The organism is Noviherbaspirillum saxi (genome assembly GCF_003591035.1).
GTDB lineage: Bacteria > Pseudomonadota > Gammaproteobacteria > Burkholderiales > Burkholderiaceae_D > Noviherbaspirillum > Noviherbaspirillum saxi.
The window spans coordinates 566,984-589,165 of the sequence record NZ_QYUO01000003.1; the positions used below are offsets into that span (position 1 = coordinate 566,984).

Here is a 22,182-nt window from a genome sequence, read left to right on the forward strand (position 1 = left end):
TCGCCGCGCCAGGCACTTATATAATGCGGAAGTTATCTACCAGAACGCACCGCCTCAGGCGCACGAACGTCGCTGCGGACGTCACGCCTTCGCCGGTCGGAGTCGAGATGGTCATCGTGGTCCAGCCCTCCCCGCCGAACCCCAGCCCTGCGAGGCACGGTCCATTCTTCACGAAAATGCTGGTATTGATTTCGTTCGCCATGCGGTCCAGATTGTCGAGATCTCGGGAATGCATTGCGGCGGTATGCTTGCAGCCACCCTCCAGTGCCACCGCGATGTCGATCGCCTCGTCCGCATTGGCGGCGCGGATGACAGGGATCACCGGCATCATCAATTCGGTGACGGCGAACGGATGGTCGCGCTCTGTTTCAACGAACAGCAGGCGGGTATCTTCCGGCACGGTCACGCCGATTGCGGCCGCGATCTTGGCAGCATCCCTACCCACCCATTTGCGGCTGACGGTGCCTTTGCCGTCGGCGCCGATATTCGACAACAGCACGTCCTGCAACTGGCGCGCCTGGGCAGCGGTCAGTTCGACCGCCTTGTGCTTCTTCATCTCGGCTTTAAGCTTGTCGCATACCTGGTCGACCACGACGATTTCCTTCTCGTCGACGCAGATGATGTTGTTGTCGAATGACGCACCCCACACGATGTCACGTGCCGCACGCGGGATATCGGCCGTTTCGTCGACCACGACCGGGGGATTGCCGGCACCGGCCGCAATCAGGCGCTTGTCGGTGTGCTTGCGCGCTTCATGAATCACCGCTTCGCCGCCGGTGACCGTGAGCAGATTGATGCCTGGGTAGCGGAACAGGCGCTGTGCTGTCGCGATGTCCGGTTCGGCCACCGTGGTCAACAGATTGTCCGGCCCGCCCGCGGCGACGATCGCTGCATTCAGCAGGGTGATCGCGCGCTGCGATACTTTCTTGGCGGCGGGATGCGGTGCGAACACCACCGAATTACCGGCCGCAATCATGCTGATGGCGTTGTTGATGACAGTGGCCGCCGGATTGGTGGACGGCGTCACGGAAGCGATGACTCCCCATGCGGCATTTTCGATCAGCGTCAGGCCGTGGTCGCCGGTCAGTGCGCGCGCTTGCAGGCACTCCACGCCAGGCGTCAGTTTCGCCTGCGCGATGTTCTTGGCGGTCTTGTCGTCCACGCGGCCCATGCCCGTTTCGGCGACCGCCATTTCGGCCAACTCCTTCGCGTATTGCTGGCCGGCTTTGCGCATCGCCTCAACCGCCGTAATTCGCTCCGAGACCTTGCGAATCGCACGGCGTGCGCGATCGGCTTCGACGACCGCATCGTCGAGACTGGCAAACACGCCCTGCGCCAGCTTGCCGGACGAGTTTCCTGCGGCCGCCGGCACTTTGCCGCTTTCCTTGAGAACGGAGCGCACGATCCGCTCTATTTCTTTTGCATCGATATCCACAATGTTTTCCTTTGTTTCCAGACAGTGCTTGATGCTTCATCCGATCATTTGTGAAAGATGGCTTTGCCCTGGATCGTGACCTCGTCGACGATGCCGACAATGCTGAGGTCGATCGCGCCCTCCGCATTGGTTGCCAGACGAGCGGAACTTCCTTCCACCACCAGCACCCACTCGCCGTTGCCCGCCCCGATGGGGTCGGCCGCGACGTGTCGGTTACCGCACGGCTTGCCGTCGTTGTCGACGTAGTCGACAATCAACAACGGATCGCCGAACAGTGACTTGCACTTGACTGTCGATACGACCTGTCCTACAACAATCGCGAGCTTCATGCTGCCTCCTGACCTTGCATCGAAACGGTCTTGCCATGGCCTTGGCCGCGCTCAACCGCGACACCGACGGCTCAATCCTTGATGCCGCCGTCGGTCATCTTGATCGGGAAAATCGCTTCCAAATCGGCGTGGGGGCGCGGAATCACATGCACCGAAATCAGTTCGCCATATCGCTTGGCCGCCTCTGCACCGGCATCGGTTGCCGCCTTGCAAGCCGCCACGTCGCCGCGCACCATCGTGGTCACCAGTCCGCCGCCAATCTGCTTGTAGCCGACCAGCTTCACGCGCGCCGCCTTGACCATCGCATCAGATGCTTCGATCAACGCCACCAGACCCTTGGTCTCAATCATTCCCAGTGCTTCCATGACAATCTCCTTGAAAATTAATGCGTGCCTAGCCGGCGGTTGTTGCCGTTTTCAGCGCCTTGCTTCCCATGACGCCGGTACCTGCATTCCGGCCGTCATCCAAAGACATCTCGCGATGCCCTCCTTCACCACCAAAAGCCATCTTCATGGCCAACAGAGAAACCTCGACCATGTCCTGGGCACTGCAGCCGCGCGACAGATCGTGCATCGGCAAATCCAGTCCCTGGATCATCGGGCCGAGCGCAGAGAAACCACCCAGCCGTTCGGCGATCTTGTAGCCGATGTTTCCGGCTGCCAGCGACGGGAAGACGAATACGTTTGCACTGCCGGCAACCAGGCTACCCGGCACCTTGCGCGCCGCCACCGAGGGCACGAACGCCGCATCGAATTGCAGTTCGCCATCCACCTTCAGGTCGGGGCGACGCTCGCGCACCATGCGTACCGCCTCCTGCACCACCGTGACCGATGGATGCTTGACGCTGCCGACACTGGAAAAAGACAGCATCGCGATGCGCGCCTCGTCACCGGTGACGTTGCGGTAACTGTCTGCGGAACTGATGGCGATGTCTGCCAGCTGCTCCGTGGTTGGTTCCGGCACCACGCCGCAATCGGAAAAACCGAACACCCGCCCGTCTTCCGGCGAAATCATGAAAAACAGGCTGGAGACTGTCTTGATTCCTTCTGCCGCGCCGATTACCCGCAGCGCTGCTTTCAGCACCAACGATGTCGCCGACAAGTTTCCGGCCACGCAGCAATCGGTATCGCCGGCGCTCAGCATCATGGCGCCATACCAGAGCGGATCCTTCAGTTGCTGACGTGCCTCCTCAAGCGATACGCCTTTCTTGGCGAGGCGCTGGTGCAGAGCGCCGGCATAGGCATCCAGACGCGACGATGTAGCCGGATCGATGATCGGCACCGAGCCCAACGCGATGCCCTTGCCCAATGCAAGACTGTGAATCTCAAGCGGATTGCCCAGCAATACCGGGTGCATGCCGCCGCTTTCGGCAAGCGAGACAGCGGCGGAAATTGCACGTTCGTCCAGTGCATCGGGAAATACCACGTGCCGCGGTTGTTGGCGGCACCAGTCGGCGCAAGACTTGATGAGATTCATGAGATCGGTTTCCGTTATTTGGCTTGCCAGTCGGCCGGATAGGTGACGTACAAGAATCGGGTGGATGTCGGCGTGCCGAACTCGATGACGGACCCCTTGGGAATGAACACCACATCGCCCGCGCGGCAAATCACTTCCTGTCCTTCGCAACGGATATGCAGTTCGCCTTCCAGCACGACATCGATCTCGTCGTAACTCAGAGTCCAAGGGAAGAAGCACTCGCTCCATGCCATGAAGCCAGCCGCCATCGGGCTTCCATCGGCGGTATTCACCACATCGGCGATGCCAATGCTGTCACCAGTCGATACCTCATCGAGCTTGCCGAAATGGATGGACTGGCCGTCCACGCGCTTGATGCCGCCCGCGGTTTTCTGAAAGGTGTAATGCGCTGTTTTCTCATTTGTCGGCTGCACGGCTTTTGCTGTCGCGCGACCTTCCTTCATGACCTTGTCGACCAGCTGCCCTACCACTGCCTCGGATACGATTCCCGGCGGTAGTTTGGCGAGCACCTGGGCACGTACTTTTGCATGAAGGTCGTCGTCCGTTGCCACTGCCAATGCCACGGCTGTCTTGTTAGCAGCACCGCCGTTCGAGACGGTCGACGCAATCGATGCGGTGTCCGCATGTGCAGGCGACGTGGGAACCGCATCAATAAATTCCACGCCCAGCCTGGCCGCGACCGTGAGTGCCTCCGGCGTCACGATGCTGGTCGTCCTTGACGCGGCGATCCTGGTGCGCCCGGCGGCGTGCTCGCTCCGAACGACTTGTGCAGAAATCAGATGCTTCATGCTTTTTTCCTTTCGACGTCACCGCACGCATGCGGGCCATCGGATAATTCGCCAAACAGAAAGCGCTTCAGTGGGCCGACCGTTTCACGTACCCGGCTGGAGACCCGGAATATCGCGTCGTTCACGCCGTTTTCGCGCAGCAGCCGCTCCGCAAAATCGGGATCGCATTCCGGCATATCGATCTTGGTAATGGCGCCAACCACCCGCTTTCCTCCATACACGCGCAACATGCCCGGCGGCAGACGGCAGGTCCGGTCGGTGCCGTCATGCACGTATACGATGGTGCCCACATCCGATACGGTCTGAATCAATGCGTTGTACAGCCGTGGGTGGCTGAAAAATTCGCCGGGAGTATCCATTCCGCCGGTTTCGAAGACAACAGCCTGGGTCTTCAGCGCCGCTTCTTCCTTGTCGAACAAAACATTGAACAGGCTGCTCTTTCCGGCGCCTACCGCGCCTACCAGCACAAATGCATTCGAGCGGTCCATGTCATGTCCTTGTCATCGTGCAGATCGAGTATGAAAGCTGGCTTCCCAGCACCATGAGTACCTGTGCGAGCGACTCCTCGACGGCGCCCACCGAGCCGTAAATCACCAACGCGCCACTGAAGCGGTCGAGAAAGCCGATCTTCACTTCCGCTGCCTTGGTTGCGATATCGCCGGCGATCATCGCTGTCTCGCCTGGCGTCAAGGTCATGATCCCGAGCGCATCCGTGCCCGGCACACCCACCTTGCCGCTCAATTCTGCGGTGGGATGGGCAATCAAATGCGCCAGCGTGACCTGCTTGCCAGGAACAAATTCCTGGATCACGCGTTCCTTGGTCACGGCATTCATTTCAGTAGACATGGATCAGCTCCATCATCAAATATCAGCTCCATCATCAAATGAGATTACGAGGCGAATACCTACGCCAGCTCCTCGCTGGGCTCGAACACTTCATTCTGCGGTGGCGTTTCGCGCTGGCTCCGGGTCAACCGGAAATACACATAGCCAAGCATCAGGACACCGGCAAAGATCGCGGCTATCAGCGGATTGAAGTAGATCATCGTGCCCATGCAAACCAGCGCGCCGAACAATGCAAAGGCCGGGAAATACGGGTAAAACGGCGCCTGGAAAGAGCGCTCCATGCCGGGCTCGGCGCGGCGCAACTTGAACAGGGCGAGCATGCTGACGATGTACATCAGAATCGCGCCGAACACCGCCATCGTTACGATGTTCGCGGTCAGGGTCTGGCCGCCGATCTTGATCATCTCGTCGCTGAAGATGGCTGCGATACCGATTACGCCGCCGGCAAGAATGGCGCGATGCGGTGTCTTGAAGCGCGGATGCACCTTGGCGAAGTAATGCGGCAGATACCCTGAGCGAGCCAGTGCAAAGATCTGCCGCGAGTAGCCGAGGATGATGCCGTGGAAGGATGCGATCAGACCGAACAGTCCGAGCCAGACCAGCATATGCAACCAGCCGCTGTTGTCGCCTACAATGAACTTCATCGCCTTCGGCAAGGGATCGTTGATATTGGCAAGCGTCGTCCAGTCGCCCGAACCACCTGCAAAAACCATGACGCCGATGGCCAGCACCAGCAAGGTGAGAATGCCGGTGACATACGCGATGGGAATTGAACGCTTCGGATCCTTTGCTTCTTCAGCCGCCATCGCGACGCCTTCGATCGCCAGGAAGAACCAGATCGCAAACGGAATCGCCGCGAATATGCCGGGGATGGCGCCGAGGCTGAACACATCCTGCCCGGACCAGCCGCCTTTGGTGAAATTGGCTATCGAGAAGCCCGGCGCCACGACACCCATGAATACCATCAGCTCAAAGATCGCGATCACCGTTACCACCAGCTCGAATGTCGCCGCGATCGCGACGCCGATGATGTTGAGACCCATGAACAAAAGATAGGCGCCCAGTGCTGCATGCTTGGGATCGAGCGAGGGGAATTGCACATTCAGGTAAGCACCGATGGCTAGCGCGATGGCAGGCGGTGCAAATACGAATTCGACCAGCGTCGCAGCACCCGCGATATAGCCGCCGGTCGGACCAAACGCCCGTCTGGCATAGGCAAAAGGGCCGCCTGCGTGCGGGATGGAAGTTGTCAGCTCGGTGAAACTGAAAATGAAAGTCGTATACATCGCCGCGACAAACAACGACGTGATTACGAAGCCAAGCGTACCTGCAGCAGCCCAGCCGTAGCTCCAGCCGAAATATTCGCCGGAGATCACCAGGCCGACAGCGATTCCCCAAAGCTGCAGCGTGGAGAGCGTCTGCTTCAGCTCATACCTCTCGGCTTTATCTTCATGGCTTCCATGCTGCTTATTCATTGTGTCCCCTCATAAAAGCATTAATCAATCTTTGCGCTCGTATGAAGTATTGCCTTAGCGAAGCCGGTGCGATATCGGAATCTGGCAAACCAATATCAAGAATTGGCAAAGTTGCGGTCCGCTGCGTCAGAGTGCAGTCAAAGGAATGCGGGCAGCCAGGGGAACGAGAGAGAAGCTTGCACCGTCACGTCGCCGGGATCGACTTAAGGGAGCCTTGCGCCTGCGCAAGTGCACCCATGCCAATGGCACCAAAAAAAATCGCACGCGGTCAGGCGTGCGATAAAATCGGAGGCGAATTGGCTTAAATGGCGAAAACCCCATGACATGGCGACTTCAGTCACTTGGCCTAACTGACACTTGAAAAATAATTCACGTCTTACCGCATTGAGCCGCACGGTGCGCAGGAAATTCAATGGGGACATGCCGACCACCTCCTCGAAACAATATTGAAGGGTTCGTCGACTGACCTGGTTGGTGGATTCCAGGAATAGCTGCGTCTTGGTCAGCCATAGTTCAGTGATTTTTCCTGAAAATACGCCTGCTGAAAATTGGTCGTACTCTTGATTCCAGCGACTGAGGTTGCGGGCATGGTCGTCCGCATCGGAGGCCGTCGCTACGCGCAATTCATGGTGGTGTTGTACCGCGCGTGCGGCGATGCCGGTATGATCGGGACGGATGCTGATGTTGATGTCATGTGTCATTGGATACCCCGGTTTCCCTGCAGATGCCCGCAGAACAATCTCCGATTCCTCTTGCGCCACCGGCATCGTTAAGCGCATGCGGTGAACTGTATCAACTGAAATACACGGCGTCTTTCCCACCTGGCTGCGTTGCTCGTGATTGCATTAGTCGCTATGCGGGCTTTCCACCCTAGAGCGGTTTTCCTCCGCACGTACGGGGCCAATCTCGGGCCTGCGAGGCTCGTCGTACCATTCGTACGACTGGTGTAGCAGGGAATTCGGGCTGCATGCAGCCCGCCTGCGGAACGGCAAAGGCTTACAAGCCTTTGCGCGCCCTGCAAGGGCTTCTCGACCCGACCTTGTCTCCCGTACATGCGGAGGAAAACCGCTCTAGTCAGGTAAAAAAATCCGGCGACTTCTTCTCTGTTGATGCAGCAACACCGGCTAGAAGCGCCCTCGATCGAGCTTCAGCATCGCGCCCAGTCTGCCGAAGCGCGCCGTCACCTCCTCGAAGCGCTTCTGGCGCTGTTCGGGGGTCAGCTTTTCATTTTGCCAACTGCTGTGAAGCGCATTGAACCGTTCGATGTCGGCGATCGGATGAAGCTGCGCATTGTTGGATGCCTTGAACCCGGACAAGCCGAGGATATTGTTCAAGACTTTCATTTCGTTGACGTTATTTTCTTTGCCGTATCCGATGAAAAAATCCTGAATCTTCGCTTTAAGTGCCTTCGGCAAATCCGCGCGATACAGCAGTGGGTCATGAGGAACCAGCGGCGATTCCCAAAACACCCTGATTTTCTCGAACTGTTCAGGCATCTCTTGCTTGAAGCGCTCAAGGTCTTCCGTATTGTTTGTCGTAACATCCACTTCGCCACTTGCCACGGCGAGGAAATTACGTTTATGACTTCCCGATACAACGCTCTTGAAAATTTGCTCAGGCGTGGCTTTGTTTTTGGCAAAGGCGTAATAACCGGGAACAAGGAAACTGGAAGTCGAATTGGCATCGCCGTTGCTGAAGCTGTAGATACCGCGATTCAGCAGGACATCGTCCAGCTTATTGATAGGCTTTTTGGCAGATGTGATCAACACGGATTTATAACCACGGGAGCCGTCGAGCTTCACCATCTGCGAAAAAAGCGGAGCGAGTTCTGCGGGCCCCCGCCGGAGTCGAGCAGCGCAGGTTGCCCGTAGCGAAGCGAAGGGACCCGGACAGTCGGGTCGCCTTTCTTTTGGGTACTTTTCTTTGGCGACGCAAAGAAAAGTGCCTGCAAGCCGGGGCGAGACCCGGCTTGCAGGCAAACCACTGCCGCTCAAATCACCCGAGCGAATTGACTTCCCACCGCGAACCCGGAAGCGCCGCTGCCCCTTGCCCACTAAACTAGCCCCATGATTCGCTGGATGCTCGTGATTTTCCCGGCGCTGATCCTGATCAGCTGGTTCACACCCCTGCTGCACAAGCTCGGCTTCGGGGAACTGCCGGGCGACCTGCGCTTCAAACTGTTCGACCGGGAGTGGTTCATCCCGCTGACCACCACCATCGTGCTGAGCCTGGTGGCCAGCCTGGTCAGCAAGCTGATCTGATGGCGGGAGGACAGAAGATGCTCAGCGCACTTTTTGTCCGGTCGACACGTCCACCGCGGAGCCGTCGACCAGATTGATCCGGTAGAACTCGCGCAGCACATTGCCCGAGAACGCCAGTTCGACGATGGACACGTTCTGGAACGAGGTCGTTATGCCCTCAGGCAGTACCTTGTTGAATTCCGCGGCGACCTGGTTCATGTCGGCCTGCACCTGCGGCGTGAAGCGGGTCATGCTGTAAACCAGGGTGTTGTGCGGGTTGTGCGAGCGCAGTTCCTTGCCGTCCTTCATCACGTTCACGCCGCTCACACCCACGGTGCGCACCAGGTCCTTGCCGGCCTCGCCCATTTTGGCGAAGACCGGGCCGGTGACGCGCGGCAGCGGGCCGTCGCGCAGCGGTGCGAAAGCGACAGTGGCACGGGTGTTGAAAGTCATCATGTCTTCGTAGGCCTTGCCGGTCTTGACGATGCCCAGGTCGAGCCACCACGGATGGCCTGCGTCCTTGGCGGCCTCGGTGGTGTAGAAGTTCTTCAGCACCACGCCGTTGAGCGCCGGCGGCAGCGCGGGCAGCGCCTTCAGCATTTTCTGCGGCGTGGTCGGGTCGGCGCTGTGGATATGCACCACCGTGACGTGTGGCAGGTTGAAGGTCTGGACTTCGGCGTCCAGGCCCAGGCGCACCAGGTGCTGCTGCAGCGGGGTGGTGATTTTCGCTTCCATCACGTCCACCACGTCCCTGGGCAGACGGTAGACCAGGCCGTAAGTGCGGGTGTGCGCGCGAAAAGCGGGCTGCGCCAGCGCGCTATTGTCGATCGCCGCCGGGGCCTGTGCGGAGCTGGAGGCGCAGACGCCCAGCAGGACGAGGGACAGGGCCATCGACAGGGCGGCGCCCAGTTGGCGCCAGGAGGCGTGCTTGCTTGTGCGGTTCATGGTGTTTACTCCGGTTGTTGGTATGTCGATCATTGCATCCCCTCATAAAAGCGTTAATCAAGCTGTGCACTCGTATGAAGTATTGCCTTAGCGAAGCCGGTGCGATATCGGAATCTGGCAAACCAATATCAAGAATTGGCAAAGTTGCGGTCCGCTGCGTCAGAGTGCAGTCAAAGGAATGCGGGCAGCCAGGGGAACGAGAGAGAAGCTTGCACCGTCACGTCGCCGGGATCGACTTAAGGGGGCCTTGCGCCTGCGCAAGTGTACCCATGCCAATGGCACCAAAAAAATCGCACGCGGTCAGGCGTGCGATAAAGCCTTCCCTTGGACGGGAAGGGAGAGACAACAAACTTTCTGGTAAATCAGGAAACGCAACACTCGCGCTCGAGGCGTGGTGACCGATTACCACCGGATTGCTTAAATCATAGGCGACAGGTATGAAACGCGATATCTAAAACCGGCAAACGTCATCGTTCGCAACCAGCGTTGGAGTACGCATACTTCCCGCTTCGAAACTAGCGATACACGTTATGGCCGTTGGCAGCACTGGCACGCAAGGTATCGGAAGGGAGCATGCCGAATAACTTGCGGTAATCGGAGGCGAATTGGCTTAAATGGCGAAAACCCCATGACATGGCGACTTCAGTCACTTGGCCTAACTGACACTTGAAAAATAATTCACGTCTTACCGCATTGAGCCGCACGGTGCGCAGGAAATTCAATGGGGACATGCCGACCACCTCCTCGAAGCAATATTGAAGGGTTCGTCGACTGACGTGAAAGCGCCTGCAGAGATCGGGAATGGAAATGTCCTCACCTGGATTCTCAAGAATATATGCCCTCACCTCGTGCACAATGCGCTCCCGATTGAGCAATGTCGACGAAATGCGCTGCTCCTTCGAAGTCGCCGTCAACAGCAGCGGTACAAGATTCATCAGAATACGGTCTTGCAGCATTTCAGGGCTAAGCGAAAGCGCCGGTCTGTCCGGCGCGGCATCGGTCCCGGACAGGATGCGCAGCAGTGCTTCGCATACCTCGCGCTTGGCACGCAAATCGACGGCCAGCACTTCGCGCAGCCCAAGCAAGCCGTAGCAGTCCAAGTGCTCGACCTCCTGCACATACTGAGCGAAAGTGTCTTCATCGATCACGATGCCGAGTATATTGAAGTTCGCCGGAGTAACCAGTTTGAATTCAGTCCCTCCGCGTTTGACCGCTACCGACACATCGGGGATCTGGTTGCTGCCCATGGCGGCTTGCTGGCCGTTGGGAATCGGAATGCCGAACCACAGTGAACCCGGCCAGGCAGCGCAGGACTGATGCAGAACCTGGTTGGTGGATTCCAGGAATAGCTGCGTCTTGGTCAGCCATAGTTCAGTGATTCTTCCTGAAAATACGCCTGCTGAAAATTGGTCGTACTCTTGATTCCAGCGACTGAGGTTGCGGGCATGGTCATCCGCATCGGAGGCCGTCGCTACGCGCAATTCATGGTGGTGTTGTACCGCGCGTGCGGCGATGCCAGTATGATCGGGACGGATACTGATGTTGATGTCATGTGTCATTGGATACCCCGGTTTCCCTGCAGGCGTCTGCAGAACAATCTATACTGCCGCTCCACCTTAGCCATGCAAAAACATCGGCTAAAAGCGCTCTCGAAACGGACTCATCGCTCCAGGCAAAGACGCTGCCGCGAGTCGCCTTTTCCAATGCCGATCGCCGCACTTGAGCCGCTTGAACCCAGCTTGAATACTGCCACCGCCTTGACCAGGTTCTGCGCCTGATCCCGCAAGAGTGCTGCGGACACCGCACTTTCTTCCACTAAAGCGGCATTCTGCTGGGTGACCTGATCCATCTGGCCGACCGTTTGGGCCACCTGCACCACGCCTCGGCTTTGCTCGCTGCTCGCCGTACTGATTTCCGTCACGATCTGCGTAACGCGCTGAATGGAGGCAACCACACGTTGCATCGTCGCTCCAGCCTCGTTGACTAACAGGGTACCTTGCCCGACACGCTCCACACTGGTGCCGATGAGCGTCTTGATTTCCTGGGCGGCGTCAGCGCTCCGGTGTGCCAGACTACGTACCTCGCTGGCGACAACGGCGAAACCTCGTCCGTGCTGCCCCGCGCGCGCGGCCTCTACGGCGGCATTTAGCGCGAGGATGTTGGTCTGAAAGGCGATGCTGTCAATGACACCGAGGACTTCTGCGATTCTGTGGCTGCTTTCGTCAATGCCCTGCATCGTCTCGACGACACGGCCGACAGCTTCGCCACCCTGAATTGCGACATTGCTTGCATCAAACGCAAGGTTGTTAGCTGCGCGTGCACGGTCGGCAGTCTGCCTTACCGTCGCACTCAACTCTTCCATCGACGAAGCGGTTTGCTGGAGCGCGCCGGCCTGGTGCTCAGTGCGACTGGACAAGTCGTTGTTCCCCTGCGCGATCTGGGTGCTGGCAACTGCCAGACGCTCGGCGTTTTGCCTCACATTGGATACGACCTCGACAAGGCTTTCTTGCATTGCTTTCAAGGCGAGCAGCAGCTGCGCCGTCTCACTATTGCCGCGTGCATCGAAAGCCATGCTCAGGTTGCCCGAGGCCACGCTTTGCGCCACGTCAACCGCGCGCTTCAAGGGGCGAGTGATTGATCGGATAATCCCGACGGCAACCATCGCGGCGATGGCCAAAGCGAGCCCGAGCAAAGTCAGTGTACGCAAGAGCGCTTGCCGACTTGCCGCCTCCACATCGCGTGTCGCCACTTCCATCTGGTCGGCCTGCTGTTTGACCAGTTCGTCGACCGCGGCGATATAGGCCTGCTGCGTCGGTTCCAACACCTCAAATAGCAGCGTCTTGGCTTCGATCATGCGATCTCCACGTACCCGCTTCACCAATTCATCGCGTGGTACCGCGTAGGCCGCGTGCGCGGCAAGCAGCCTGGCCAACGCGGCTTGCCCTTCGCCATCGGTAATCGACTTGCGTAAAACGCCAAGGGCCTGATCGGTCGAGACGCTCGCTGCCTTGATGCGTTCATACTGAGCGCGTATTTGCGTCGAATCGGTAAGCACGAAGAGTCCGAGTAACGCACGTGCCACATTGCTGCTGTCGGCCTTGATCTGTTGCAGCGTCATCAGCTTGGGCATTCTGTCGCCCGTGATTACGCCGAACTGCGTCCGCGTCGCGTAGGTCTGTCCGATGAAGAGGCCCGCCATGAGGGCCATCAATGCCCCCGTGCATGCGAACCCCAGTACAAGGCGGGTCGAGATTTTCATATCGGAGATGTGCATGACGATCCTCGCATGTACGTCGAAGGCAGAATTGTTCACATTGCGATGCGTTATGTTTGCTTGCATCAGGCAAGTAGCACATTGTTACTTACGGCTTTGAGATCTGCGAAGACCGGATGCGTGCTCGCCTTTTTGTCGACTATTAGCGTATCTATTTCTTCCATGAGGCAAAAACCGATACGGCTTACCTGCCCGATCTTGCTGTGGTCAGCGAGGATCACCGTCCGCTTTGCCCGTTGCGCCATCGCCCTGGCGACCGCCGCTTCGTTATGGGCATAACTGGTAGCGCCGTACTTGGGATGTATTCCGACCGGTGACAGGAAGGCCCAATCGGTGAAGTGACGGTAGATTTCCGCAACCGTTGATTCGCCATAGGTAGCAGCGATACCGCTGCCGAGCTGTCCTCCAAGCATGATGACGTGGTGGCGCGGTTGCCCTTTCCCGTCGGCTGCAGCAAGTTTGAGCGCGACATCGAACGAATTGGTAATGATTGTCAGTCCGCTGAGCGAGGCTATTTCTTCGGCCAGTGCCAGGACTGTTGTGCTGCCGCCGTCGAGAAACAGGGTATCGCCTGGGGAAGGAAGTTTGGCTGCCACACCCGCGATGCGGCGCTTTTCCCTGAGCCGGACGTTCAAACGCTCGTCGATGGGCGGCTCGGGCTCCGGTCCGGTAGCAATTACGCCGCCATGCACGCGGCGCAGCTCTCCCAATGCTTCAAGTTCCAGCACGTCACGTCGTACTGTCTCACGGGATACACCGAGATCAGTTGCGATGCGATTGGTCTTGATCTGCCGGAGGCTGGACAGTATGGAGCGCAGTCGCTGAAGTCTTTCTTCTTGAAGCATGGTGTGCAAATTCCTTCTAAATAGTCAAATCAGATATCAAACCGTTGGTCGTGCCTTGCGGTTCGACAGTCCGTTCAACGTGATGGATGCAATACCGACGACGACCATGATACAAGTCGAAAACGCGGCGGCCTGCGAGGTAAAACCCGCTTCGTCGAGACGCATTACGGTGACGGCCGCCAGGTTGAGCGATGGCGTGATGAGGAAAATCACCGCGGAGAGCGTGACCATCGAACGCATGAAGAGGAACAAGCCTACTGCCCATAATGTGGGACGCAACACCGGCAGAAAAACATCGCGCAGTACTCGCCCGGCTCCGCCGCCCAGCACGGTGCAAGCCTCTTCCAGAGCGGTCGGCACGGCGCGCACGCCGGTGGCCATCGTCACGTAAGCCTGCGTATGATAATGATAGAAGTTGCATAGAGCCACGAGTAGGAGCGTGCCGTACAGCGCTCCCCAAGGCATCGTTGCCGTGTTGAACGCAAATACGTAGGCCAGGCCAAGCACCACTCCCGGGACACCGACAGGCAATGCCGACAACCACGCAATCCTGCGCGCTGCTTTCTCCGGCAGGCGCCGCACACTAATCGTCAGTGCTACCAACAGCAAGGTGCCCAGCACTGCAGTCAAGACCGACATGCCAAGCGAAGTCCATAGAGACGCGTGGCCTCCGGCTAGCGTAATGGCGTAGTGCTTGAACGTGAACTCCATCTTGTACGGCCACAGACGCATGAAGCTGCCCGATACGACGGTGACGATCACCGCCAGCAGGCTGCACGAAACAGTCATGCATACTGCAAAGAAGGCGCCGTCGCGCAGCAACTGGCGCTTAGGAACCGGCTGCACCGCCGATTCGGCTCCTAGTCCGGTCTGACGCTGTGCCGTCACCCGTTCGATCCACACCGAGAAGGCGGACGGCAGCAACAACAACAGCCCAACTACCGCCCCCATGCCGAACCGCATTTGCCCGAAGACCTGGTTGTATATTTCCGTGGCGAGTACGGGAAAATTCCCTCCAATGACAACCGCATTTCCGAAATCGGTAATGGTGACGGTGAAGACGACAAAAGCAGCACTCAGTGCACCGTAACGCATGCCCGGCAGGGTGATGTCGCGGAACTGTCTCCACGCCGACGCGCCAATCACCTCGGCTGCTTCATATTGACGCGAATCACCGAAACGCAACGAAGCCCGCAAAATCATTACCGCTTGCGGCAGCGCATACATGACATCGGCGATGAGCAGGCCCCAAAAGCCGTAAATTTCAATGCGGATGCCAAGCCACTGTCCAATGAGGCCGTTGCGGCCAAGGAGAAAGATGAGTCCCAAGCCCAACACCAGTGATGGCGCAAGCACGGGCAGCGAGAGGCACATCATGACGAAGCGTCGGCCCGGCATACGCGTGCGCTCCACGCCATACGCGAGCACAAAGCCGAGCAGCAGCGTAATCGCCATTGTTGAGAAGCCCAGCCACAGGCTATTGAAAAGTGCGCGCCACACTCCCGGCGAACGCCACAGGTCCAGGTAGTTGGAAAGCCCAATGCTGCCGTCAGTCAGTATGAAGCTGCGCCAGAAAATGGTACACATCGGCAGCGCAAAAAACAGTAGAAGCCCTGCCAAAGGCACCAGCAGAAACACGTGAAACAGCCACCGGTCGACGACGGTAACGGGCGCCGCCGCTACCAGATTGGTGGATGCGGCGCCGTTCATCCCTGCACCCATGCGCAGTCTTCAGCGTCGATATCAAGACGCACGGCATCGCCCGGCGCGATGGATTCTGTTGCGGACGAGAGTTCCGCCAGCAATTCACGGCCGCGCCATAGCACGCGTGCGCGGCGCACGCTTCCGAGGAAGTTCAGGTCGATTACGCGCGCATCCGCATCGGGGTCGGCTGATAGCGCCACGTATTCCGGACGAATGCAGGCCTCGATGAAATCCGTTCCGACCTCACGCGGTGCGTCACGTAGCAAATGCGGCGCCGCTTCACGCAACCAGTCCAAGGGTAACAGGTTGCTATGACCCATGAAGTCCGCGACGAAACGGGTGCGCGGTCTCAAGTAGAGGTCCTCCGGCGTACCCATCTGCTCGATGCGTCCGTGGTTCATGCAGACAATGACGTCGGCCAGCGCCATGGCCTCTTCCTGGTCATGAGTGACCATCAAGGTTGGAATGCCGAGGCGCCGCTGAAGCTCGCGCAGCTCACGCCGCAAGTCCGAACGCACTCGTGCATCGAGTGCTGACAGGGGCTCATCCAAGAGGATGAGCGACGGATCGACTGCCAGCGCGCGCGCAAGCGCTACACGTTGTTGCTGTCCGCCCGATAACTGCCCCGGAAAGCGTTCCGCGAAATCCGGAAGCTTGACGAGTGTGAGCAGTTCCCTTACCCGGGCCGCCCGTTTTTCAGCCGGGACGTTTCGAATACGCAGACCGTAGCCCACATTCTCCGCCACCGACATGTGCGGAAATAGCGAGTACGACTGAAACACGATGCCGAAGCCGCGTTCCCGCGCGGGTACCGAGACAAGGTCGCGACCGCCCAACGTCAAACTGCCACTGTCGGCCTCCAGCAACCCCGCGATGATACGTAACAAAGTCGTCTTGCCGCAGCCGCTCGGGCCCAGCAGGCAGACAAATTCGTTAGCTCCGATCGCGAGATCAATATCGTCCAGCGCGACGAACTCGCCAAAGGTCTTGCGGAGCTGACGAATATGCAGTGACATCGCGGCTTTCTCCTGATTTAACGGCCGATCTTTTTTTGCCAGGCCGCTAGCGCCGCATCACGCTCTTTGGCAGAAAGCGTAAAGTCCATCGGATAGAGTACCTGCGAGAGGTCCGCCGGCAATCCTGCAGTCTGGGCAGCTTTTGAACGAGGCGCACCGGGAGCGGTGACGATTTCCTTGTATTTTCCGTACAGCGCTGCAGCCGAAGGCGAGAGCGTCCAATCGAGGAAACGCTTTGCATCGGCTTTGTTCTTGGCGGTTTTCATCAACGCCGACGCCTCGATCTCATACCCGGCACTGTCGCTTGGAATTACCATCTTCACCGGAAAGCCTTCCTCAATGGACTGAATGGCGGCAAAGGCTAGTGACGCGCCAATCGCATATTCGCCTGCGCGTGCCGCCTTGCACGGACGCGAACCGGACTTGCTGTATTGCGCAACGTTCGCATCGATCGCCTTCAAGAGGTCCCATCCCTTCTCATTGCCAAGCGACTGCAGCATGGCTGCGATCTGAAGGTAGCCGGTGCCCGAAGATACCGGGTTTGGCATCACCACCTCGCCCTTGTAGACCGGCTTGGCGAGGTCCTTCCACGAAGTGGGCATCGGCAGGTGCTTGGCTTTCAACACTTCGGTGTTGACGCAAAAGGCGACCATAAAACCAGTCGCGGCGAACCATTTGTTGTCACTCGCTTTGTACGCTTTGGGAAGCTTGTCGATGCCCTTGGCGGCATAGGGTTCCATCATTGCCGTGATGCGGGAATCCAGCATATTGGTCACGGCCCAGCCCCAGATCACGTCGTGTTGCGGATTGGCCGCCTCTGCGAGCACGCGCGCACCCAGATCGCCCGTCGAGAGGCGCAGCACCTTTACATCTATATCGGGCATGTCCTTCTTCGCTGCGGCCAAGTATTCGGCGATCTCGTTTTCTTCGAGTGCTGTATAGGCAATGACGTTTCCCGCATGCGTGGCAGCGCCGACCATGGCAAGCAATGCGACCAAGACTGGCTTGAGAACGAAAGAACGGACAGTAGAAGGCATGACAGGCTCCAGTTCGTGGCATTTAAGAAAGTGCTGGGACGGGCGGTGGATAGCCGTGGCGCAACACAATGGCGCGCATTTGCAACTGCAGTTTATGCGTTTCGGTGTATTTGTGCAAGTATGTGCATTTGATCTAAAATTGCCTTCCAAGATCGTGCAAGTCCACACCCATCGAAAGGCTCGTCATGACCCAGACATCTCCCGCAAGCAAGGGCGCAAAAATGCGGTCCATCGCTGCCGACCTTCAGTCGGTCGTGCAACTGGCGCACTCGTTCGCAGATACTGCAGGCGCTATGTCAATGCAATGGTTCCGCACACGGCTGGATATCGATACGAAGGCAGACGCAAGCCCGGTGACCATCGTGGATCAAGAGGTCGAGCGCCTTTTGAGGGCAAGCATTGGCGAACACTTTCCGACGCATGGCATCCTGGGCGAAGAACATGGGCGCGACCGCATCGATGCCGAATACGTGTGGGTGGTCGATCCGATCGACGGCACACGGAGTTTCATTACCGGCTCGCCGCTTTGGGGCACGCTCCTGGCCTTGCTGCGGCAGGGCCGCCCGCAGGTAGGCATGATCGATATGCCGGCGCTTGAAGAACGTTGGGTTGGCTGTGCCGGGCAACCCACCCGGTTCAATGGCGTCGACTGCCACACGAGCGGGTGCACCAGGCTTGACCAAGCGCGTGTTTACGCCACATCACCTGACGCCTTCACAGCAACGGAATGGGCGGCCTTCGATGCCGTTAGCCGAGCGGCCCAGATGCGCCGCTTCGGTGGCGATTGCCATAGCTACGGTCTGCTTGCCTCGGGGCATGTGGACCTGGTGATCGAAGCAGAGCTGCAGCCCTACGACTATCTTGCCTTGGTCCCGATCGTCGAAGGGGCTGGCGGCGTCATTACTGATTGGAGAGGAAAGGCATTGAACATACGATCAGACGGTCGTGTCGTGGCAGCGGCGACACCAGAATTGCATCATCAGGTAATTTCGCAATTGGCTGAACCTCATAGAGGTTAGGGCCCGTCATCAGATAGAGCGCGATAGTGGTATCTCTCTTAAGAAACACCTCCTAACCGATTGATTTCCGATGAGTTTTTCAAGCGGCCTGTTCCAATGCGATGAGTTTCATGCCCATTTTTTCGGCACGCCGGGACATGTGCCGCAGCACCCGTTCGCGGTAACGTTCTTCGTAGTACTCCTGCCCCTGGTCGGTGTACTCCTCGCCCTTGGTCAGCATCGTGTAGATCAAGCGCGCCAGTTTATGCGCCGCCGCAGTCACTGCCTTGGGCTTGTCCATGCGCGCGCACATTCTGCGGAAGTACGCCCCCAGCGCCGACTGGCTGCTGCGCAGCGCCGCTGCGGCCAATCGCAACGCTTGCGCGGCGCGATTGGCGACGCGCTTGGTCTTGCCACTCATGACCTTGCCGCCCGTAATCTTGGTACCGGGGCACAAGCCCAGCCAACTCGTGAAGTGCCCCACCGAAGGGAAGCGCGACATGTCCGCGCCGGTTTCTGAGATCACCGCCAAGGCGGTCGTGACATCGATGCCGTCGATGCGCGTGAGGTCCACGCCGCAGACCTTGAACAACTGTGTGCGCAAGTCGAACTTCGGCGCGTTGCGGGCACGGCTGCGCTTCTTGCCACGGGCGGGCTCGCCGTCATGAGCCTGCAGGCTTTGCAGTTGCTGTTCGATTTCACGATCGCACTCGGCCAGTTGCATGCCGATGAAATCGAACATGTCCAGCGCCTGCTTAAGCGCAAACAAATGCTCGGGGCGCCAAGAGCCTTGCAGGCTCTTGGCGATTTCGGCAGTGCTGGCGCGAATGCGCACGTTCTTCATCGCCGCCAGCGCGTACGGATCGCGTTCGCCCTCAATGATGGCGCGCAGGATCTTCTGGCCGGTCTCGCCAGCCACGTCGGAGATGACGTTGGTCAACTGGATGTTCATCTGCGTGAGGGCCTTTTGCATGTGCTGCACCTGCCGCCCCTGGCCGCGCAAGAGCATACCGCGCTGGCGCCACAGCGAACGCAACACGCACACCGCGTCGGCGGGGCGAAATGCGCCGTGGAGCAAGCCGTAGGTCATGAGCTGCTGCAACCACTGGCAATCCAGCACATCGGACTTGCGGCCCGAGACGTTCTTGACATGCCGCGCGTTGACCAGCAGCACGGTGAAACCGCGCGACTCCAGCAGTTCAAACAAGGCAATCCAGTACACGCCGGTCGATTCCAGGGCCACCGTATCGACACCGCATGCCGTGAGCCAATCGGCCAAGGCGTGCAGGTCGGCAGTAAAGCTGGGAAACTCGCGCACCGGCTCGTCGTCCCGATCGGGCGGCACGGCCACATAGTGGCTCGCGCTGCCGATATCGATGCCGGCGGCATTGGGGTGGGTAATGGTCAGTGCGGCTCGGGACTTGCTCGGTTTGAGCGGGAGGGGGCGATTGCGTTTTACCATGGCTTGCTCCATCATCCAGTTTGGAATGTGGCGCCGCATCGGGTACGTCGTCTTGCTCACTCTCTTAAACGGGATATTGGCTTAGCGGCTGCGAACCGCCCATCCAATTCACCAATGTCGATGACGTCACCCAGGACCACGCTAACCCGCGGGCAATATGCACCATTGCTACATCGGTCTTCCGCTGCGCCGCATTCCACCTTGCCACAACGCAGCCGACTTGTGTTTCTTCGGCGCGATTTGCGGCATAAAGCCGATTACTTCGCTAACCCTTCCTTCCATCGAACGGCCTTGCTCCGGGAAGTTACTTATATCAAAAGTTGAAACCTTTGATTTTGTGATGTGGTCTATACGTGCATAATGCATATATGTGACATAAATTGATTTATGGCGTATATATGCGACATTCCTACGAATTTATTTCCACTGCCGCAACAGATGCTGCCAAGCGCCTCGGTGAGCGAATCCGCACGGCTCGCAAGGCTCGCCAGCTTACGTTGACGCAGTTGGAACACCAATGCAGGATACACCGCGCCACCTTGGGGCGGCTCGAAAAGGGAGATCCGAACGTGACATTTGCGGTCATCCTGTCGGTCCTCGAGGCGCTTGGCGAGCTATCAGAGCTTGAGCTCATCCTGAGCCGGCCGGAGGTACCGAAGCACAAACGCGAGACGCCGGCCATCGAACTGGATACCGACTTCTAAATGGAAAATTGTATCGTCTTTAACTATACTGACCCGGCCATGCCGGTTCCTGTGGCCCGTTTTGTATTGGACGCCAACGGCAATGGCTTACTTGCGTATGGCAAAAGCTATCGCGCAGTTGACAATCCCTTGCCGCTGGATCCGATTCACCTACCCGTTTCTTCGATCACCCATCATGTGCCACGCCATCCTGACGGCTCCTACGGTGTGATCTCCGATGCCGGACCCGATGCCTGGGACGTAAAGTTGACGGCGAGCATATGCCGCGTGACCAGGCAGCGGGTGCCAGAAACGCCGGTGGACTGGCTGCTGCGCTCCTGGCATTACGGCGCTGGGTGCTTGGGGTTCTCTGCTGGGGCAGATACGCCGCCGCGGCTAGGCGTGGCGCCAGAGTCCGTCAGCCGCCTGTCAGCACGCGTCGTAACGGCCATTGAGAAGCTATCAACGCGGGCCGACAATGACCTGGACCATGAGGCTATCCGCCTCGCTTTGCCGGGTGCCAGCTTGGGCGGTGTGAGGCCAAAGACAGTGGTCATGCATGGCGGCCGCGAATACATAGCCAAGTTTTCCAGGCAGGACGACCGGTTCGACGTACCGGCCGTCGAGTACGCTACTTTGATGCTCGCTTGTCGCGCCGGCGTGCATCTTCCTGAGTTCGAGCTCATGGAGATCGGTGGCAGGTCCGTGCTTCTGATCGAGCGCTTCGACCGCAAGGACGATGGCAAGCGCGTCCACTACATTAGCGCCAACTCGTTGATTGGGATCGGCTCCCTCACTGACAACGACTACAAGACCCGCTATTCCTATGGCGGAATTGCCGAGGCCATGCGTGGCATCAACGATGAGGTGGTGCCCGATAGCCATGAGTTGTTCCGTCGTATGGTGGTCCACATTTTGGTTGGCAATGTGGACCACCACATGCGCAACCATGGACTGATTCTGACTGAAAACAGCAAATACCGGCTCTCGCCGGCGTTCGATATCATTCCGCACCTTGACGCCGTAGTCATGCCCCAGTCAATTGGTGTTGGCGCCCTTGGCCGTGCGAGCACGATGGAAAACGCAATGTCCCAACGCGGCCGTTTCCAGCTCACTCACAATGAAGCCGTGGAAATCATTAAAGAGGTGCGCGCGGTGGCGGCTGGCTGGGTATCGATCTTCCGTGAGGCTGGCGTCTCCGATCGCGACATCATTCTGCTAAGACCCTGCTTCAGCGTAGCTGAAGAGGCGGATCGTCCTGTTATTGCAGTCGCACCACGGCAGGATGAGGATGACACATCCGAAAACGTCAAAATGCGCTAACGGACTTCCATTCGCGGACTACCGTAAGCGCCCTGGAGTTCGGCATGGATGGCGTGAATCACCGCCAGCATCTGATGATCCGTGGGTCGCTTGCTCTGGGCATCAATCCAGGCGTTACTTCACAGAACATCCTTCGCGAAGTACGCCGCTGCTTATTTATGATCTCGTTCTCCCGCTTCAGACGAGCATTCTCGGCACGCAGCCTGGAAAGTTCCATGTGCTCCAGCGTCGCCACTTTGGTGCCAACACCTTTGAGCTTGCCTTCTTTCGCTGCCTTGATCCAGTTGCGCAGCGCCTGGTTGTGAA

General features: G+C 58.5%; 21 protein-coding genes and 2 pseudogenes. 4 read left to right on the forward strand and 19 right to left on the reverse strand.

The window, feature by feature from the left end:
• Positions 1-16 precede the first annotated feature (16 nt).
• From D3871_RS25755 to phnD, 10 genes and pseudogenes are all read right to left on the reverse strand, one after another.
• The gene (locus tag D3871_RS25755; RefSeq protein ID WP_199724931.1) at positions 17-1,435 is read right to left on the reverse strand and encodes an aldehyde dehydrogenase family protein; all 1,419 of its coding nucleotides are present in this window, start codon (positions 1,433-1,435) and stop codon (positions 17-19) included.
• Between the two features lie 44 nt (positions 1,436-1,479).
• On the reverse strand, positions 1,480-1,764 hold the full coding sequence (locus D3871_RS25760; RefSeq protein ID WP_119771947.1) for a EutN/CcmL family microcompartment protein: 285 nt from the start codon (positions 1,762-1,764) through the stop codon (positions 1,480-1,482).
• Positions 1,765-1,835: 71 nt separating this feature from the next.
• Positions 1,836-2,129, reverse strand: coding sequence for an ethanolamine utilization microcompartment protein EutM (eutM, locus tag D3871_RS25765; protein WP_119771948.1), 294 nt, complete (start codon positions 2,127-2,129; stop codon positions 1,836-1,838).
• 28 nt (positions 2,130-2,157) lie between these two features.
• The gene (gene pta, locus D3871_RS25770) at positions 2,158-3,240 is read right to left on the reverse strand and encodes a phosphate acetyltransferase (protein ID WP_119771949.1); all 1,083 of its coding nucleotides are present in this window, start codon (positions 3,238-3,240) and stop codon (positions 2,158-2,160) included.
• Between the two features lie 14 nt (positions 3,241-3,254).
• Positions 3,255-4,028, reverse strand: coding sequence for an ethanolamine utilization acetate kinase EutQ (eutQ, locus tag D3871_RS25775; RefSeq protein ID WP_119771950.1), 774 nt, complete (start codon positions 4,026-4,028; stop codon positions 3,255-3,257).
• Positions 4,025-4,516, reverse strand: coding sequence for a EutP/PduV family microcompartment system protein (locus D3871_RS25780; RefSeq protein ID WP_119771951.1), 492 nt, complete (start codon positions 4,514-4,516; stop codon positions 4,025-4,027). Before D3871_RS25780 ends, eutQ begins: the two co-directional genes overlap by 4 nt.
• A 1-nt stretch (position 4,517) precedes the next feature.
• Positions 4,518-4,874, reverse strand: coding sequence for an ethanolamine utilization microcompartment protein EutS (gene eutS, locus D3871_RS25785; protein ID WP_199724932.1), 357 nt, complete (start codon positions 4,872-4,874; stop codon positions 4,518-4,520).
• 59 nt (positions 4,875-4,933) lie between these two features.
• Positions 4,934-6,349 carry an ethanolamine permease gene (gene eat / locus D3871_RS25790; protein WP_119771952.1) on the reverse strand — a complete coding sequence of 472 codons (1,416 nt, stop codon included), beginning with the start codon at positions 6,347-6,349 and terminating at the stop codon, positions 4,934-4,936.
• A gap of 203 nt (positions 6,350-6,552) precedes the next feature.
• A pseudogene (locus tag D3871_RS31140) lies at positions 6,553-6,816 on the reverse strand (helix-turn-helix domain-containing protein); the annotation flags it as partial.
• Positions 6,817-7,473: 657 nt separating this feature from the next.
• Complete coding sequence (phnD, locus tag D3871_RS25800) at positions 7,474-8,403, reverse strand: phosphate/phosphite/phosphonate ABC transporter substrate-binding protein (RefSeq protein ID WP_147376902.1); 930 nt, start codon at positions 8,401-8,403, stop codon at positions 7,474-7,476.
• Between the two features lie 12 nt (positions 8,404-8,415).
• Between phnD and D3871_RS25805 the strand changes: the two genes are divergently transcribed.
• Entirely contained in the window at positions 8,416-8,610 is a 195-nt protein-coding gene (locus tag D3871_RS25805) for a DUF2905 domain-containing protein (protein ID WP_119771955.1), read from the forward strand.
• A 21-nt stretch (positions 8,611-8,631) separates the two neighbouring features.
• Here the strand turns inward: D3871_RS25805 and D3871_RS25810 are convergent, their stop codons facing one another.
• From D3871_RS25810 to D3871_RS25840, 7 genes are all read right to left on the reverse strand, one after another.
• On the reverse strand, positions 8,632-9,534 hold the full coding sequence (locus tag D3871_RS25810) for a hypothetical protein (RefSeq protein ID WP_420799682.1): 903 nt from the start codon (positions 9,532-9,534) through the stop codon (positions 8,632-8,634).
• Between the two features lie 515 nt (positions 9,535-10,049).
• Positions 10,050-11,093: a helix-turn-helix domain-containing protein gene (locus D3871_RS25815; RefSeq protein ID WP_119771956.1), complete on the reverse strand. Its 1,044-nt coding sequence runs from the start codon at positions 11,091-11,093 to the stop codon at positions 10,050-10,052.
• A gap of 101 nt (positions 11,094-11,194) precedes the next feature.
• On the reverse strand, positions 11,195-12,808 hold the full coding sequence (locus D3871_RS25820) for a methyl-accepting chemotaxis protein (RefSeq protein ID WP_233575822.1): 1,614 nt from the start codon (positions 12,806-12,808) through the stop codon (positions 11,195-11,197).
• 65 nt (positions 12,809-12,873) lie between these two features.
• On the reverse strand, positions 12,874-13,653 hold the full coding sequence (locus D3871_RS25825; protein ID WP_119771957.1) for a DeoR/GlpR family DNA-binding transcription regulator: 780 nt from the start codon (positions 13,651-13,653) through the stop codon (positions 12,874-12,876).
• Positions 13,654-13,689: 36 nt separating this feature from the next.
• Complete coding sequence (locus tag D3871_RS25830; RefSeq protein WP_233575823.1) at positions 13,690-15,375, reverse strand: ABC transporter permease subunit; 1,686 nt, start codon at positions 15,373-15,375, stop codon at positions 13,690-13,692.
• Complete coding sequence (locus tag D3871_RS25835; RefSeq protein ID WP_119771958.1) at positions 15,360-16,373, reverse strand: ABC transporter ATP-binding protein; 1,014 nt, start codon at positions 16,371-16,373, stop codon at positions 15,360-15,362. The genes D3871_RS25830 and D3871_RS25835 overlap by 16 nt, the downstream gene beginning before the upstream one ends.
• A gap of 17 nt (positions 16,374-16,390) precedes the next feature.
• The gene (locus tag D3871_RS25840) at positions 16,391-17,410 is read right to left on the reverse strand and encodes an ABC transporter substrate-binding protein (protein ID WP_119771959.1); all 1,020 of its coding nucleotides are present in this window, start codon (positions 17,408-17,410) and stop codon (positions 16,391-16,393) included.
• Positions 17,411-17,631: 221 nt separating this feature from the next.
• On the opposite strand from D3871_RS25840, the gene hisN reads away from it, so the two are divergent.
• Positions 17,632-18,429: a histidinol-phosphatase gene (hisN, locus tag D3871_RS25845; protein ID WP_119772796.1), complete on the forward strand. Its 798-nt coding sequence runs from the start codon at positions 17,632-17,634 to the stop codon at positions 18,427-18,429.
• 79 nt (positions 18,430-18,508) lie between these two features.
• On the opposite strand, the gene D3871_RS25850 is transcribed toward hisN, so the two are convergent.
• The gene (locus tag D3871_RS25850; protein WP_119771481.1) at positions 18,509-19,870 is read right to left on the reverse strand and encodes an IS110 family RNA-guided transposase; all 1,362 of its coding nucleotides are present in this window, start codon (positions 19,868-19,870) and stop codon (positions 18,509-18,511) included.
• A 398-nt stretch (positions 19,871-20,268) separates the two neighbouring features.
• On the opposite strand from D3871_RS25850, the gene D3871_RS25855 reads away from it, so the two are divergent.
• Both D3871_RS25855 and D3871_RS25860 read left to right on the forward strand, forming a co-directional pair.
• Positions 20,269-20,574, forward strand: a complete 306-nt coding sequence (locus D3871_RS25855) for a helix-turn-helix domain-containing protein (protein WP_119771960.1) — start codon at positions 20,269-20,271, stop codon at positions 20,572-20,574.
• A complete protein-coding gene (locus tag D3871_RS25860) occupies positions 20,575-21,876 on the forward strand; it encodes a type II toxin-antitoxin system HipA family toxin (RefSeq protein WP_119771961.1) in 1,302 nt (433 codons plus the stop codon).
• 98 nt (positions 21,877-21,974) lie between these two features.
• Here the strand turns inward: D3871_RS25860 and D3871_RS31145 are convergent.
• Positions 21,975-22,174, reverse strand: a pseudogene (locus D3871_RS31145) (IS3 family transposase); the annotation flags it as partial.
• Between the last annotated feature and the right edge of the window lie 8 nt (positions 22,175-22,182).